Raw genomic sequence first — 15,716 nt, 5'->3', positions numbered from 1 at the left:
CTGAACTGGGAATCGCGCGGCCGGGTCTACGCCCGGAACGGCATCCTGCTCGCGTCCGACATCGTGGTCGCCGTCGTCGCTCTCATTCCCCTCGCCGGGTCTCCGCTCCAGGCGGTCTACGCCGCCGCGACCGCCGCGCTCTGGGGCCTGTTCGCCGGCCTGCGTCTCGGTCTCGTCATGGCCGTGCCCCTGTGCCTGTTCCAGATCACCGCGTACGAACCGACCTGGCAGGGCCTGGTGACCGGCAGCGCGGGCGCCTGCCTCACGGCAGCCCTCGCCTGGACCGGCACCACGCTCGGTCGGAAGCTGCGGAGCCAGGCCCGCACCGCCTCCGAGCTCGCCGCGACCCGCGCACACGAGGCGGTCCTCGCCGAGCGACTGCGCCTGGCCCGCGACCTGCACGACACCGTCACGGGTGACCTCGCGGGCCTTGCACTTGCGACGCGCGGCCTCACCGAACGACTCGAACAGGAGGGCGCTGGGCCCGCCACCGTACGCACGGCGAACGCCCTCTGCGATGCCGTGCGAACCGCGCATCGGCACGCCCGGAGCGCCCTGGACGGGCTGCGGGACGACGACGCCGGTGTTGCCGGCCCTGTCACCAGGATCGCCCGCCGCTGGTCCGAACTCACCGGCACCCGGGTGAACGTGATGGTATGCGCGGGAGCGGACGAGGCCGTCGGCCCCGGGCGAGCGTGGCACATCCGCGCGGTGATCACCGAGCTGCTGGAGAATATCCGCAAGCATGCTCAGGCATCCGAGGTCGACGTCGTCGTCACGACCGCCGGGAACGCCGCCGAGGTGCTCGTGGCCGACGACGGGCGCGGTCTGCCCGACGAGATGTCGCCGACGGGCGGGTACGGCCTGCGCGGTATCCGGGAACGGGCGACATCGTGCGGTGGGAACGCCGTCTGGACATCCGCACCCGGGGTCGGTACGGCGGTGCGGGTGACCCTGCCTGCCGAACCTGACGACGTGCCCGACGGACTATCCGGTACGCCATCTGGGAGGGGCCCGCGCCGCCTGCCGCAGATGCTCACTGGCGTGGTGGAGGTGACCTGATGAGGATCCTCGCCGTGGACGACAACCCGATCATCCGGATGGGCCTGAGAACCCTCCTGGAGGGCGCCGAGGGCGTCACCTCGGTGATCGACACCGGCGACCCGGAGGAGGCCGTGGCCCACGTGCTCGCCGGCTGGGTCGACGTCGTCCTCCTGGACGTACGCATGCCCGCGGTCAGCGGCCTCGAACTGCTGCCCCGGCTGGCCGGCGGCGCGACCGTGGTCATGCTGACGCACACCGACGACCCGGCGACCGTCGCCGAGGCGATGGCCGCCGGCGCCGCCGGGTACCTCGTGCACGGTGCGCTCGAGCCGAACGCCATGGTCGACGCCATGCGCCTGTGCCAGGGCGGAAGCCGGGTCGTCTCCGGCGTCACGAGCGGGCTGTCCCGGCTCGTCCGGGATGCTGTCGAGACGGGGCCCGACCCGGCCGTGCGCGACCTGCTGTCCCCGCGAGAGGCCGAGGTGATGGACCTCGTTGCCGAGGGGCTGTCGAACCGCGAGGCGGCGGAGCGCCTCTTCGTCACGGAAAAGACGGTGAGAAACCACATCACCAGCCTGTTCGCCAAGCTCGGCGTGACCACCCGGTCCCAGGCGATCGTCAGGTGGCTTCGGCCCGGCCGCGTGGGGCAGTGGTCCTAGGCCAATTAGGGCGCTGGGCCGTCGCCCTGCGGGAGTGTCGTGCGTACCGTCGCTCTGCGTGATCACCATGGATGGTACTTCCAGAGGCGTCTCGCACACGGGACGCACCGCACGCGGCGAAGCTGGGGCGGCGTTGCCCGAATACGTCGGCGTGGTGGCCGTGATGCTGCTCATCGTGTCCGTTGTCGTCGCAGCGGCCAGCCCCGTCGGCGCTGATGTGCGTTCGCAGTTGATGTGCGCCGTTGAGGGCATCGGCCAAGAGGGGGTTCCGGAGAATTGCGCTGACGGCACGCAGGCCGAATCTGGTGACACCGACCCTGCCGGGGAATCCTGTGAGGAGTCGATAACGGTCGACTCCGTGCACCCGGGAGGCGGCGACCTGGGCACACCGATCGCGCAGATCGGCTGCGACTGGTATCCGATTCCACCGGGCTGCTTGCAGCAGGAGCCCGATCTGGCCGGTCTCACGCTGGACGCGGCAGGCACCGGCGCCTCGCCACGTGTCCCCGGCGAGGGGAACGAGGACATCGCCGATTGCGTGACCAAGGGCTGGCCAGACCCGTTCGAAGGCGACGGGCCGAGTGCGAACGGCAGTCTGAACATCAAGAGTGTCGAGGCGCCGGGTGAAGGCCCAGGCAAGCAGTGCGACGAGGAGCCTGCCGACGGCAAGAGGGTCAGGACGGATCCACCCGAGACATACATCGGCTGCCACTGGCGGCCGATCCCGGCAAAGGTCTGCGACGAGGAGTGGAACGCCTACAAGGGAGCGGAGAGCGACCAGGACCGCGCGGGGGCCGCTGGACTCCTCAACGACTGTGTGTCCGAGGCCTACGACGACATGGAGCCGGACTGCACCGTCGCGGTCACCGGCCACGTCGAGAACCGCGCCGTGTCATTTCTCTTCTTCCGGACGGAGTCGTCCGAAGCAGTCCTCATCGAGCGACTCGGGGACGACCGAATTCGGGTGCACATCCTGACCGGCGGAGCGCTCGGGGCAGGATTCTCGCTCGACGTTCTCGGTATGGCGGCGTTCGGGGTGTCTGCGGTCATCGGCGGCGCGAAAGACACGACGTACGACTTCCTGAACATGGAGGACGCGCAGGCGTGGATCGACTGGAAGGCCGAGGAAAAGAACATGAAGAAGCCGGGGGACAACTCCTGCATCCATTACCCTCAGGGAAACAACACGCTCCAGTGTCCCCCAACCGACGGGCAGATCGAGAAGTGGGAGGAACACCTCGAGAACGAGCCGAACCATCACCTCGTGCAGAAAGCAGATACGCACACGAAGAAGGTTACTTTCAGCGGGGAGATCATCGGCGAGTATGCCGCGGCCGGAGGCGTGCTCGGCGGGAGTGTCGGTGGCGAGTACGAGGGCGAGGTGGAGGTCGAGGGCCGCTACGAGGACAACGGGATCTATGAGGTGAGCTATACCTCGAACGATGTCGGCGGGTTCTTGATCGGTGCCGCGCTCGGTGGGGGCAGATCGTTCACGAGCGGACAGAACCAGACCGCGGGTGCGGGGTCGATCAAGGGGGGGATGAGCTGGAAGGGCACCACGAAGACCACGGTGCAGTGGAATGAGGACGGTGAGTTGGTGGCGATGTGGTTCACCATCGATGACGAAGCGTTGCAGACCCTGGCCGACGCCGGGATCGAACTGGAACAGGAGCTGCCCTTCGGTTTCGGCCTGAGCGGAGGAGTCAAGAACACCACGAAGGAAGGGTCCGGGTCGGCGAAGGAGTTCATCGTCAGCTTCGAGGCGTATCCGGATCTCAAGGAGAAGTTCGAACCGATCATCGACGAGCTCTTCCCCCGGGGTGAGGACGGGAAGGTGAGGAAGGGCGACGTCGCGATCAAGCCGGGCGTGATCGGCAGCGCTGCCGAGGGCCTCGAGGAGTATGGGAGCGTCCGTGACCTGAAGTACGACTCCGAGGTTACGGAGAAGAGTGTCGGAGGCACTGTCGATTTTTCGGGGATCGACCTTTTCGGCGCCGAGTGGACGAGCATCGACCAGTCGAGGGACCTGACGGAATCCGAGTTCACGGTCGTGGACGTCAACGGGAACAGGCGAGGTATGAGCCCCTCGCCGAAATGCGCCGCAGATCCGTTCGAACCGGAGGACGAAAACTACTACGACAACGGCAAGAACAAGCGGGACCGGCCGGGTGGGAGCCGGGACAACCCGAAGTACACGGAAGGGACGTACCCGGGAACGGATTTCGATGGCGAGATTCCCGGTGAACGCGAGGAGCGGGCGAAATCCCTGGTGGCGGAGTACAGCAAGGCGTTCCCCGACAAGAACATCCTCATCCAGCACGACGATGCGAGGCTTGAATTCGGGCCGGACGTGAAGGGGCTGGAGTACCTGGCCAAGGTGGACGGGTTCACCGTGATGGCCCTCGACTCCGGGAGGGTCGAGAACCTCGGCGACGGAGGGTGGATCAACTGGGGCTTTTCGGGCAACCGCGATCGCAGGGGCATGACGGTCCAGTTCAAGCCCAAGGGCGAATGACTCGGCTCGCGGATGGTCCGCGCCCAGATCCGGGGATGGGATCGCCGCCATTTCCACCGACCATGACGCCCGGTCGGAACGGGCCCGCTGGGGGCGGGGGTGGAAGGCGCCGATCCGGCCGCGGAGCTGAGGCGTGCACCCTGGCTACCCCTCGGGCGTCGTGTCGGCGTCGAAGCGTGCGCGGGCGCGGTTGATCTCGGGCAGCGTCGCGGTGGTCCAGGCGTAGAGGGCGTCGATGAGGTCCTGGAGGCTCGCCCCGACGTCCGAGATGCGGTACTCGACCGCCACCGGGCGGGTGCTGATCACGGCGCGCTCGATCATCCCGTTGCGCTCGAGGCGCCGCAGGGCCGCCGTGAGCGACTTCTGCGTCACCGCGGGAATCTCCCGGCGCAGCTCGTTGAAGCGGCGCGGGCCCTCGCAGAGCGTGTCGAGCACCTGCAGGGACCACTTGTCGAGGACCCGGTCCAGGAGCTCGCGGTGCTCTGCGGTGAGCCGGTGCGGGGTGGGTGTCGCAGCGGTGGTCTCCTTCACGACACCTAGTCTCGTTGAAGTTCCCTCTGGATACAAGGTATTCATCATATACCTGGTCCGGCCGGCGGATCGACCGGATGGATCACCGTCCGAACCCCACCGACGAAGGGAAATTCCCATGGCCGTACAGCTCTCCACCCCCGACGGCATGTTCCAGCCCGTCCCGTACCATCACGTCTCCGTCGCCACGGGCACCCGGCATGTCCACGTCGCCGGCCAGATCGCCCGGGACGGGCAGGGCAGTCCCCTCGCTCCCGGAGACCTGGCCGGTCAGCTCGCGGCCGCGCTGCGCAACACCGCGCGCGGCCTGGCCGGAGCCGGGGCGACGTTCGCGGACGTCGTGCGCCTGCGCTTCTTCGTGACGGACTGGCAGCCCGAGAAGTACGCCGACTTCGTCGCCGGTATCGAGCAGGTCGCCGAGGAGATCGGGCTCCCCGACCCACTGCCGCCGCTCTCCGCGATCGGTGTCGACTTCCTCTTCGAGCCCGACGTCCTCGTCGAGGTCGAGGCGTACGCCGTCCTCGACTGAGCGCGACCTCGGCGACCACGCCGCCATGCGCGGTGGAAGCACGGCCACCACGCATGGCGGCGTGGTCGGCGGGCCCGTCGCCGGGCGCTCCACGGCCGCGGCCCGCCGTCCGGTCCCGTTCAGCGGGCGGAGTCGTACTCCGCCCGCGCGGCGTCGACCGTGGGCATGTGTTCCTGCGCCCACTCCTTGAGGTCGTGGAGCAGCGGCAGGAGCGAGCGTCCCAACGGCGTCAGCTCGTAGTCGGTGCGGACCGGGACCGACGGGGTGACCGTTCTGGTGACGAGCCCGTCGCGTTCCATCCGCCGCAGCGACTGGGTGAGCATCTTCTGGCTCACCCCCTCGATCTGCGCCGCCAGCTCGCTGTACCGCATCGTCCCGTGCACGCCGAGCGCGACGATCGACAGGCTGACCCACTTGTTCCCGATCGCCTCCAGCAGGCGCCGGCTCGGGCAGTTGGCCGTGAACGCGTCGTACGCGCACGACATTCCTGGTTCCACGCGGATCTCCATGACGTACCTCCGGGTGCCCTCGGCACGTTGAAGTGCCGTCTTCCCGAAAGAGAGTAAGGCACCGATAGTGGTGCCCATGAACGACACGAAGACCGCGCTGGTCACCGGCGCGAACAAGGGAATCGGCTTCGCCATCGCCCAGGGCCTCGGAGCCCGGGGGTTCACGGTCGCGGTGGGCGCCCGTGACGAGGCCAGGCGCGAGGAGGCCGTCGGGAAGCTGCGCGCGGGCGGCATCGACGCGTTCGGGGTCGCCCTGGACGTCACCTCGGCGGACAGCGCCGCCGCCGCGGCGGAGGAGATCGAGCGCACGGCCGGGCGGCTCGACGTGCTCGTCAACAACGCGGGCATCGGGGGCAAGCTCGACGACGGAGCGCAGGATCCCACCACGCTGGACCTCGACGTCGTGCGCACGGTGCTGGAGACCAACGTGTTCGGCGTCGTGCGGGTGACGAACGCGATGCTCCCGCTGCTACGGCGCGCGGACTCGCCGCGCGTCGTCAACATGTCGAGCAACATGGGATCGCTGGAGCTGCGGACCGGGCCGGTGCTCGCCGCCTACGCGCCGTCCAAGACCATGCTCAACGCCATCACCACCCAGTACGCCCGCGCGCTGGCCGACACGAACGTCATCGTGAACGCCGCCTGCCCCGGCTACGTCGCGACCGACTTCACCGGCCACGCCGGAGACCGCACCCCGGAACAGGGCGCCGCGATCGCCGTCCGCCTGGCCACCCTGCCCGACGACGGCCCGCGTGGCGGGTTCTTCGACGACGCCGGCGTCGTGCCCTGGTAGGCGTGTCGCGCCGCCGCGGACGCCGCTGCCGCGGCGGCGCATGACGCGGGCTCATCTGCGAAGTTGCTCAGCTGCGCACCACCCGAGGCCTTGTGACGCCTGGGGGCGTCGGTGAGGGTGGGCGGACATCCGGCGCAAGGGAGCGCACGGACCGCACGAACCTCACCGAGCACAGGAGACTGTTGTGTCATCCCTGAGATTCCTACGGAGGAGGGCGCTGGCGGCGGTACTGTCCGCCGCTGCCGTCCTCGCCACCACCGCGACGGTGATCCCGCCCGCGGCGGCGCACGAGCCGGGTCCGGAACCGACCGCCGTCGACGAACCCACCGGACGCGTCCCCGGAGGGAGCCCGGAGGAGAAGGTCACGAAGGAGGTGACCGAGGCCTTCGACCAGGACGAGCGCACGGACTTCTGGATCAGGTTCGACGACCACGCCGACCTGAGCCCGGCCACGAGGATCGCCGACTGGGCGGAGCGCGGCCGGTTCGTCGTCGACACGCTCGAGAACCAGGCGGAGTCCTCCCAGGCCGACGTCGTCAGCGAGCTGGACGCCGCCGCCGTCGAGTACAGGTCTTTCCCGATCGTCAACGCGATCCGCGTCGAGGGCGGCAGCGAGGACCTGGCGCTCGGCGTGGCGGCGAGCCGTGACGTCATCCAGGTGCACGAGGACGTCGAGGTGGAGCCGGTGGAGCCGGTGAGGCCGGTCGGCGACGACCCCGATGTCCCGGGAGAGCCGGTCGACGAGCGGGCAGCGGAGAGCGAGCCCGGTGAGGACCTCACCTGGGGCCTGGAGTACATCCACGCCCCGGAGGCGTGGGAGATGGGCGCCACCGGTGCCGGCATCACGGTGTCCAACCTGGACTCCGGGGTGCAGTTCGACCATCCGGCCCTGGCCGGCTCCTACCGCGGCAACGCGGGGTTCGGCACCTACGACCACGACTACAACTGGTTCAGCACGCGCGGCGGCTGTGCTGACGAGCCCTGCGACACCGCCGGGCACGGCACCCACGTGATGGGCACCATGGTCGGCTCCGCCGAAGGGCATCGGGTCGGCGTCGCCCCGGAAGCACAGTGGATCGCGACCAACGGCTGCTGTGTGACGAACGACGTCACCCCGCTGCTGGACTCCGGCTGGTGGCTGCTGGCACCCACGGACCGGAACGGGGAGAACCCGGACGTCTCGAAGCGTCCGCACATCGTCAACAACTCGTGGGGCATCCAGGAGGAGGGTGTCTTCGACGACTTCTTCGCCAGGATCGAGGAGGCGTGGACGGCGTCGGGCATCTTCAGTGTCTGGGCGGCCGGCAACACGCCGCCCCGGGCGGATTGCGACAGCGTGTCCTCGCCGGGAGCCAAGGCCAGCGAGTTCTCGGTCGGGGCCTTCGACTCCGACGGCGTGCTCGGGGCGTTCTCACGCAAGGGCGAGGGTGAGGACGGCGCGATCAAGCCGAACATCTCCGCGCCCGGCGTGGACGTCGAATCCGCCTGGCCAGGCGGTGGATACAACGCGATCGAGGGCACGTCGATGGCGGCCCCGCACGTCTCGGGTGCCGTGGCAGCGCTGTGGAGCTACGACCCCACGCTGGTCGGCGACGTGGAGCTGACCCGCCGGCTGCTCGCCGAGTCCGCCGTCGACGTCGACGACACCGAGTGCGGCGGGACCGCCGCGTTCAACAACAAGTACGGTGAGGGGCGCCTGGATCTGGTGCGGCTGCTGCAGCTCGCCCCGCGCGACGGCGGGACGATCACCGGCCGGGTCACCAGCGGCGGTGAGCCGGTCCCGGGCGCGTCGCTCCAGATCGACGGCCCGTTCAGCCGCACCCTGGGGGTGGACGACGACGGCACGTTCTCGGCGCACCTGCCCGAGGGCGAGTTCGAGATCACCACCCGGTCCTTCGGCCATGTCCGCGAGACCACGACGGTCACGATCACGAGGGATCAGGAGACGGCGCTGGAGGTCGACCTCGACGTCGCCCCGCGGCACACGGTCACCGGCACGGTGGTCGACCCCGACGGCGAGCCGGTGGCGCGTGCCGACGTGAGCGTTCGCGGCACCCCGCTGGACACCGTCAGCACCGGCGAGGACGGCACGTTCACCCTCCCGGACGTCCCGGAGGACGACGAGTACGTGCTGGTCGTGCGGCCGAACGGGTGCTTCTCGCCCACCACGCTCCCGATGGTCGTCGACGGCGCCCAGGAGCTGACCGTGCCGGTCGGGCTCGTGGTCGACGAATGGGGCTACACCTGCGAGGTGACCGAGGGCGAGCACCTGCGCGGCGAGGACCGGCTGGAGTTCTCCAGGGACGACGCGCCGGCGGCCCAGGTGGAGCTGCCGTTCCCGGTGGCCCTGTACAACGGCAGCCACACCACGCTGAACGTCGGGGCCCGCGGCGTGATCGCCCCGGTGCCGCCAGGTCCGACGAACGGCATCCCCGGTCCCGGTACCGGCGGGGCGGGGATCTTCCCGTTCTGGAACGGTTCGCTGCTGGACCATGACGAGGGTGGCATCTACACCGCGGTGACGACCCTCGACGGCGAGGACGCGTTCGTGGTCGAGTACCGCGACGTGCGGGTCCGTGGCGGGTCGGCGCAGCCGGGTCATCGCTCCGCTCCGATCAGCTTCTCGGTGACGATCACCCGGTCCGGCAGGATCGTGATGGGCTACGGGGACGGCGTGGGCGGCGAGGACCCGCTGACGGGCGGATCGACGGCGACCACCGGCATCCAGGGCTGGGAAGGGCAGGAGGGCATCCGGTTCTCCCGCAACCAGCCGGTGCTCCGCGACGGGATGATCGTCACCTACGACATGCCCGACTTCGGGTACGCGGACATCGACGTGACCGACGCCAACGACGGCCGGCCGGTCGCGGGCGCGACCGTGGCGATCTCCGACGCCGGCGGTCTGGTGGAGAGCCTGACCACCACCGACGCCGGTGAGTTCCGCCGTCAGCTGCATACGGGCAGCTACACGATGACGGTCACGGCGCCGAACTACGAGGCCCAGACCCGCGAGTTCACACTCGACGAGCTGTACTCGGCGGTCAAGCTGGATGTGCCGCTGCGGACCGGGGCCGCCGATGTCGCGGTCAGCGGGCTCGACGCCGTGCTCGGCGCGGGGCAGGGCGGCCAGGGCACGCTCACCCTGACCAACAGCGGAAGCCGGCCGCTCAGCTACGACCTGGAAGAGATGGCCAGGCACCCGGAGCTGGACCGCGCCGACGCCGCGGGCCTCGATGCCGAGACGGTCTCGCCGGCGGGCGACGGGCGCGAGGTCGGCATGTCCGGCTGGACCAGGAAGGCGCCGTCCGCCACCGACGTGTCCGACGCGCTGACGCCGAGCCGCGATCCCTACGCGGGAGGTGGGGTGCTGGCCAGGATCAGCCTGCCCGGCACCATCGAGGAGAAGGAGCCGACGGGCATCGGGTACGACGGCGACGTGTGGATCCACGACGCGATGCGCGAGACGAACACCGCGTACACCGTCACCGGCCAGAACACCGGCAAGGAGTTCGCCGCCGAATGGAACACGCAGGACCCGGCCTACGGCGCCTTCGACATGGCGTTCGACTCCCGCATGGGCGACATGTGCCAGATGGAGGACAGCCCCACCGGGGTGATCCACTGCTTCGACACCGAGACGGGCGAGAAGACCCGGGAGGTCAAGGGCGAGTGGTCGGAGATCCCGCTGACCGGTCTGGCCTACGACGCGAACCGCGACGTCTACTACGTGGGCGGCTGGTTCAACGGCAGAATCGGTACCGTGGCCGGCAGCTCGCACGAGAACGCCGGAGAGATGATCGACCACTGCGTCCCGCCGTTGCGTGAGGTGATCGGCCTGGCGTACAACACCTCGTCGGACACGATCTGGTACGTGGACCGTGCCGAGGAGCGCCGGACCCGTCTGATCCAGGTCCGGCCCGACTGCTCGTTCGTCAAGGCATGGTGGTTCCCTGACGCGCGGGACATGCAGGGCGGCGGCCTGGAGGCCGATGTCACCGGGGCGCTGTGGGCCGTGGACCAGATGAAGGACGAGGTCCTGCTCGTCGAGGTGGAGGACGACCAGTACATCGACCTGCCGTGGCTGTCGCTGTCGCGCACCGAAGGTATGCTCGCGCCCGGTGAATCGGCCGAGGTCGCCGTCAGGATGTCGGCGGACACCGATCCGAAGGACGTGCTCGGCGCGAACATCGTGGTGCGGACCGACGCGGGCCGGCGTTCCAAGCAATACGTTCCCGTCACCGTCACGACCTCCGAGTACCAGGTGGGGGTGAACGCCGGCGGAGGGGCCTACACCGACCGTGTCGGCTTCACCTGGGCGGCGGACCAGGAACTCCGCTCCGGAAGGCACCGGACGGCCTGGGGCTGGACGGGCCGCACCGGGACCGCGTCGACCCGGTGGGGTATCGAGGGAACGCAGGACGACGACCTGTTCCGGACACAGAGGGTCACCCGGGGCAAGAACCTCGTGTACAAGTTCGGCGACGCCCCGGAGGGCACGTACGTCGTGGACCTCGGCTTCGCGGAGATCGAGGGGGCCAGGCCGGGCAAGCGAGTCTTCGACGTGCTGGTGAACGGCGACCTGATGAGCTACGCCTACGACCCTGCCGGGCGTGCCGGCAACCGGACGGCCGAGGTGCGGTCCGTCGTCGTCGAGCACGACAGCGGCCCGCTCGAGGTGGAGCTGCGCGGGACGAACGGGTTGCGTCCACCGAGCCTCGCGTCCCTGCGCGTGACCTTGGACTCTCGTCCCGAGATCACGGTCACCGAGCCGGAGGTGCCCGCGGAGGAACCGGAGAGGGTCCCGGTCGCTCCGGCGTTCAGCAACTACGAGCAGCGGGTCTCCACGGGAATGTACCGGCAAGGTACGACACTGACGCCGCTCGGCAACAGCGAGGGCCGGAACGAGTTCGCGGTCCGGCTCAACCTGGGATTCGACTTCCCGTTCTACGACCGGTCCTACGACAGCCTGTGGCTCTACGACTGCGGGGTCCTGGACTTCGAGCGGAACTCGACCGGCTGCGTCAACCGGACCCTGCCGTTCAGGTACGCCGTGCATCCAGCGATCTTCCCGTTCTGGGACACGACCTACGCGGACGACGAGTCCGGGGTCTACCTCGCGAGCACCGAGGTGGACGGCCTGGAGGCGATCGTCGTCGAGTACCGGAACCTGACGGTCTGGGAAGAGCGGGACGTACGGTTCAGCTACTCGATCACCCTGATCGAGGACGGCCGGATCCAGATCGGCTACGGGCCGGGCATGGGCGGTGAGCACCCCCTGACCCAGGGCGCCGGAGCCACCGTGGGGATCCAGAGCGACGACCCGAGCCAGGCGTGGCTCTTCTCCTACGACGAGCCGGTCATCTCCGAGGGGATGGCGCTGGAGTACGCCCGCCGCGGCCAGGGCATGCTGGAGGGGACCGTCACCGACGCGAACGACGGCGAGCCGTTGGCCGGCGCGGTCGTCACCCTGACCGACGCCGAGGGCACGGCCCGGGCCGTCACCACCAACAAGCAGGGCCGGTGGAAGGCGCAGATGCTCCTCGGCGAGCACACGGTCGAGGTCACCGCCCCGGGCTACGTCGCGGACACCCGGGACGTCACGTTCACCGAACCGGAGGAGGAACGGACGCTCGACGCGGCGCTCGCCACCGGAATCGCCGAGGTGGAGGCCGACGGCCTCGACCGGCTGGTCGCGCCCGGCCGCACCGACTCCGGCGAGGTGACGATCACCAACACCGGCTCCGCGCCGATGGAGGTCTCCGTCACGACGGCCGGAGCCGACGGCGGAGAAGCGATCGACCTGCCGTGGCTGACGCTCTCGGGCGACGCCACCGGCGGCGTCGCCCTGGCCCCCGGGGAGTCCACGACCGTGACGGCGACCCTCGACGCCGCGGCGAGCGGGCCGGGCCGGCACACCGCGGATCTGCTGATCACGGCTGATGCCGGCCGGGACCCGGAGCGCCGCGTCCCCGTTCGGCTCGGGGTGTCCGACTACTGGCGGGCGGTCGACGCCGGCGGTCGTGGCCTGACCGGGAGCGACGGCGTGACCTGGGCGGCGGACCGGCCGCTGCGCGGCGGCGCCGACTGGGGCCACACGGGGGGCCGGACCCGGTCGACCCGCGCCGGAATCGCGGGCACCGAGGACGACCGGCTGTACCGGACCCAGCGGACCGGGCGGGAGTTCTCCTACGTGTTCCGGGACGTGCCGGCCGGCACCTACCGGATCGGCCTCGGGTTCGCCGAGATCGAGCACGTGGGTCCTGGTCGACGCACGTTCGACGTCGTGGTGGACGGCGAGGCGCTGCTCTACGAGCACGACGTGCGCGAGGACGCGGGCTGGTTCGCGGCGGCCCCGCGCGATGTCGTCGTCCGGCACGACGGCGGCGATCTAGAGATCGAGTTCGTCGGGGAGGCCGGAGAACGCGGTCCCATCCTCAACGCGCTGACCGTCCAGGACGACCCGCGCGGCTGAGCGAGGCGGCGGGCGGCGGCTCCTCCGGTGGAATCCCGGGAGGGCCGCCGCTCGTCACGACACGGATGTTCCCTGACGCCCACCGCGCCCCCGGCTCCGCCGGGGCGGTGCCGGGCAACGGCCTCCAGATCGGCCGGCGCCGGTGAGGTCGCCGGCGGTGGTGCGTTCGAGCTCGCGCCACGCGGCGGTGACGTGCCCGCGGAGCGCGCGGGCGTTTCGTCACCACGGTGCGTGGTCGTTCAACCGGCGAGCCGCACGATGACGTTCCCACGGTGGACGCCGGCGAGGAGTTCGTCCTGGGCGGCGATGACGCGGTGCAGGTCGCCGTCGAGGAGCGTGTGCGCGAACGTGATCCGCCCCTCGGCGTACCACTGCGCGTAGTGGGTGTTCCAGGCCTGTACCTGCTCGGGTGTGTGCCGGGTGCTGAACGGGCGGATCTGCACCTCGCGGACGAGGGCGGTCATGATGTCCAGCCGGGGGTGCCCGCCGTCGCCGCCGCCGACCTGTCCGGCGAGCGTGCCGGCCAGCGCGAACCGCGCGCCGGGCGCCGCGTGCCGGAGTGCCGCCTCGAACTGGGGCCCGCCGACCGTGTCGAAGAAGACCGTGATCCCGCCGGGCGCGAGTTCGGTGAGCCTGTCGTCGAGGTCGCTGTTGCGGTGGTCGATCGCGGCGTCGAGACCCAGGTCGTCGACGAGGTAGCGGGCCTTCTCGGGCCCGCCCGCGACGCCGATGACCGTCGCGGCCCCGCGTGCCTTGGCGATCTGCGCGGCCATCGACCCGACACTGCCGGCGGCTCCGCTGACGAGAACGACGTCGCCCTCTCCGACGCCGGCGACGTCGACCATGCCGTAGTAGGCGGGCACGCCCTGGTTGAGCAGGTACTCCGGGCCCGGGAAGACGCCGTCGGGCACGGGGAACGCCTCGCCCGGCCCCAGGATGCTCTCCTCGCGCCAGCCCGCCATGTGCTGCACGACGGCGCCGACGGGCAGGTCGTCGGAGCGCGACTCGACGACCTCACCGATCGCGACCCCGTAGAGCGGCTCCCCCACCCGGAACGGGGGAACCGGGATCGGGGTGGTCTCGAACATCAGATCGCCGGTGGCCGCGATGAGGTGCTGGTAGGTGTTGCGTACCCGAACCTGACCGGCGGCCGGTTCCTGCGGCGGAAGCGTGGTCACCTCCAGCAGGGAGCTCGGCGGCTGGTCTCGATTCGTCCGGTGCGCGCGCAGGACGACTGCGGAGTTTCCGTGAACGGTCATGACTGTTCCTCGTGGGTGGTTGTCGTGGCGAGCTGTCGCCGGGGATGATCCGATCGGAACGGCGGATGTCGGGGTGGCTCAGAGCTGGGTGGCGCCTCTCTCGGTCACGTTCTTGGCCGCTCGGCGGAAATGCGCCACCGCGCGAGCGAATTCGGAAATTCTGTCGCGCAATCCGCGGAGCGATATGACGGTAGGGCCGCGAGAACAAGGAAAGCAAAGACGGAATGTCAGCGGGGACCATAGGCATTTCCTATGTCGCCTGGATCAGGGCATGGTCGAGGCGTCACCCGCGGTGGTCGCGCGGCGCTCCTTGGGGGAAGAAGGTGCGCCACCACCCTGTTGCAGCGTAGGCAACGATCCGGTGCGCGGTCACCACGGGAAGGGACGACAGCCGATGAGCCTTCGCCAGTACGAGTACGCCCTCGCGGTCGCCGAGGAAGGCTCGGTGACGGCCGCGGCGGAGCAGCTGCACGTCGCGCAGCCGTCGATGTCCCAGCAGATCCGCAGCCTGGAACGGGATCTCGGCGTGACGCTCTTCGACCGGACGCCGACCGGCCTCGTGCCGACGGTCGTCGGCCGGGCGTTCCTGCGGGAGGCGGAGGTCGCGGTGCGCGCGTCACGGCGGGCGAGGGCCACGGCGCGGAACGGTGCCGAGGAACTCGTGGGCGAGCTGATGGTCGCGGCGCAGGTGGGATTCGGCACGCAGCAGTTGCCAGGTGCGCTGGGCACGCTGCGCCGCCGCTTCCCGCGGCTCGAGGTCAGCGTGTTCGAGGAACCGAGTTCCGCCGAGCTCGACCGGTTGTGCCGCCGTGGCGTCCTGGACCTCGTCCTGATGGCGGCCTGCGACCGGACTCCCGCCGATGCCCACCACCTCGGCGACGAAGAGTTCGTCGTGGCCCTCCGCGCGGGGCACCCGCAGCTCGCCGCCGACCGGGTCGATCTGCGTGACCTGGACGGGGAGCCGTGGGTGAGGTTCGACCGGGACAGCGCGCTCGACGGCGTGCTGACGGGTGTGCTGAGGGACAACGAGGTCACCCCGATCACCGCCGCCCGGGTGTCCCAGGCGGCCACGGCCGTGCGCTGGGCCGGCCAGGGGCTCGGGGTGACGCTTGTCCCGGCCTCCGCGGTGCCCTCCGGATACGAGGACCTCGTGCGGCCCGTGTCCCCGGCGGTGTTCCAGCCCGTCATCGCCGTGGTCCGGTCCGGCGCCGGACCGGCGGAGGCGGCCCTCCTCGAACTCCTGAGCCAGGAGACGTGGCACGACAGCGCCGACTCCTTGTCGCCGGTGTCCTGACGGCCGTGCTCAAGAACGGCCGGCGAAGGCCGTCCGGTTCTCGACGCTCGACGCGATCTGCAGGGCGCTCGACTGGCGGCCGGGAGACGTTCTGCGGTGGGGTCCCCGACG

Annotated in this window: 10 protein-coding genes and 1 pseudogene; 8 read left to right on the top strand and 3 right to left on the bottom strand. The window is 70.2% G+C overall.

The window, feature by feature from the left end; genetic code table 11:
• The 3 genes from IIE03_RS24315 to IIE03_RS24305 all read left to right on the top strand — a co-directional run.
• A partial coding sequence (locus IIE03_RS24315; RefSeq protein WP_192865385.1) for a sensor histidine kinase occupies positions 1-1,062 on the top strand: 1,062 nt, incomplete at its 5' end.
• Positions 1,062-1,703, top strand: a complete 642-nt coding sequence (locus IIE03_RS24310; protein WP_192865384.1) for a response regulator transcription factor — start codon at positions 1,062-1,064, stop codon at positions 1,701-1,703. The genes IIE03_RS24315 and IIE03_RS24310, both read left to right, overlap by 1 nt.
• A gap of 58 nt (positions 1,704-1,761) precedes the next feature.
• Positions 1,762-4,218, top strand: coding sequence for a hypothetical protein (locus tag IIE03_RS24305; RefSeq protein WP_192865383.1), 2,457 nt, complete (start codon positions 1,762-1,764; stop codon positions 4,216-4,218).
• Positions 4,219-4,362: 144 nt separating this feature from the next.
• Here IIE03_RS24305 and IIE03_RS24300 read toward each other — a convergent pair whose 3' ends face one another.
• Positions 4,363-4,749 carry a winged helix-turn-helix transcriptional regulator gene (locus IIE03_RS24300; RefSeq protein WP_192865382.1) on the bottom strand — a complete coding sequence of 129 codons (387 nt, stop codon included), beginning with the start codon at positions 4,747-4,749 and terminating at the stop codon, positions 4,363-4,365.
• Positions 4,750-4,867: 118 nt separating this feature from the next.
• Here IIE03_RS24300 and IIE03_RS24295 point away from each other — a divergent pair, with 118 nt between their 5' ends.
• Positions 4,868-5,278 carry a RidA family protein gene (locus tag IIE03_RS24295; protein ID WP_192865381.1) on the top strand — a complete coding sequence of 137 codons (411 nt, stop codon included), beginning with the start codon at positions 4,868-4,870 and terminating at the stop codon, positions 5,276-5,278.
• 119 nt (positions 5,279-5,397) lie between these two features.
• Here the strand turns inward: IIE03_RS24295 and IIE03_RS24290 are convergent, their stop codons facing one another.
• Positions 5,398-5,775, bottom strand: coding sequence for a winged helix-turn-helix transcriptional regulator (locus tag IIE03_RS24290; RefSeq protein WP_318843155.1), 378 nt, complete (start codon positions 5,773-5,775; stop codon positions 5,398-5,400).
• Positions 5,776-5,863: 88 nt separating this feature from the next.
• Here IIE03_RS24290 and IIE03_RS24285 point away from each other — a divergent pair, with 88 nt between their 5' ends.
• Both IIE03_RS24285 and IIE03_RS24280 read left to right on the top strand, forming a co-directional pair.
• Complete coding sequence (locus tag IIE03_RS24285; protein WP_192865379.1) at positions 5,864-6,580, top strand: SDR family oxidoreductase; 717 nt, start codon at positions 5,864-5,866, stop codon at positions 6,578-6,580.
• Positions 6,581-6,764: 184 nt separating this feature from the next.
• The gene (locus IIE03_RS24280; RefSeq protein ID WP_318843154.1) at positions 6,765-13,052 is read left to right on the top strand and encodes a carboxypeptidase regulatory-like domain-containing protein; all 6,288 of its coding nucleotides are present in this window, start codon (positions 6,765-6,767) and stop codon (positions 13,050-13,052) included.
• 239 nt (positions 13,053-13,291) lie between these two features.
• On the opposite strand, the gene IIE03_RS24275 is transcribed toward IIE03_RS24280, so the two are convergent.
• A complete protein-coding gene (locus IIE03_RS24275; protein ID WP_192865378.1) occupies positions 13,292-14,311 on the bottom strand; it encodes an MDR family NADP-dependent oxidoreductase in 1,020 nt (339 codons plus the stop codon).
• Positions 14,312-14,705: 394 nt separating this feature from the next.
• Between IIE03_RS24275 and IIE03_RS24270 the strand changes: the two genes are divergently transcribed.
• Both IIE03_RS24270 and IIE03_RS27100 read left to right on the top strand, forming a co-directional pair.
• Entirely contained in the window at positions 14,706-15,605 is a 900-nt protein-coding gene (locus IIE03_RS24270; RefSeq protein ID WP_192865377.1) for a LysR family transcriptional regulator, read from the top strand.
• Positions 15,566-15,711 (top strand): annotated as a pseudogene (locus tag IIE03_RS27100) (helix-turn-helix domain-containing protein); the annotation flags it as partial. The gene IIE03_RS24270 and the pseudogene IIE03_RS27100, both read left to right, overlap by 40 nt.
• Positions 15,712-15,716: the final 5 nt, after the last annotated feature.

The organism is Myceligenerans pegani, assembly GCF_014892515.1.
GTDB lineage: Bacteria > Actinomycetota > Actinomycetes > Actinomycetales > Cellulomonadaceae > Myceligenerans > Myceligenerans pegani.
Note: the sequence above shows the minus strand (reverse complement) of the source record. Positions and strands in the feature narration are given on the sequence as shown.

Excerpts from the sequence above, each read along its gene's own strand:
- IIE03_RS24310 (WP_192865384.1), top strand. The coding sequence starts at position 1,062 with ATGAGGATCCTCGCCGTGGACGACAACCCGATCATCCGGATGGGCCTG.
- IIE03_RS24295 (WP_192865381.1), top strand. The coding sequence starts at position 4,868 with ATGGCCGTACAGCTCTCCACCCCCGACGGCATGTTCCAGCCCGTCCCG.
- IIE03_RS24285 (WP_192865379.1), top strand. The coding sequence starts at position 5,864 with ATGAACGACACGAAGACCGCGCTGGTCACCGGCGCGAACAAGGGAATC.
- IIE03_RS24275 (WP_192865378.1), bottom strand. The coding sequence starts at position 14,311 with ATGACCGTTCACGGAAACTCCGCAGTCGTCCTGCGCGCGCACCGGACG.
- IIE03_RS24270 (WP_192865377.1), top strand. The coding sequence starts at position 14,706 with ATGAGCCTTCGCCAGTACGAGTACGCCCTCGCGGTCGCCGAGGAAGGC.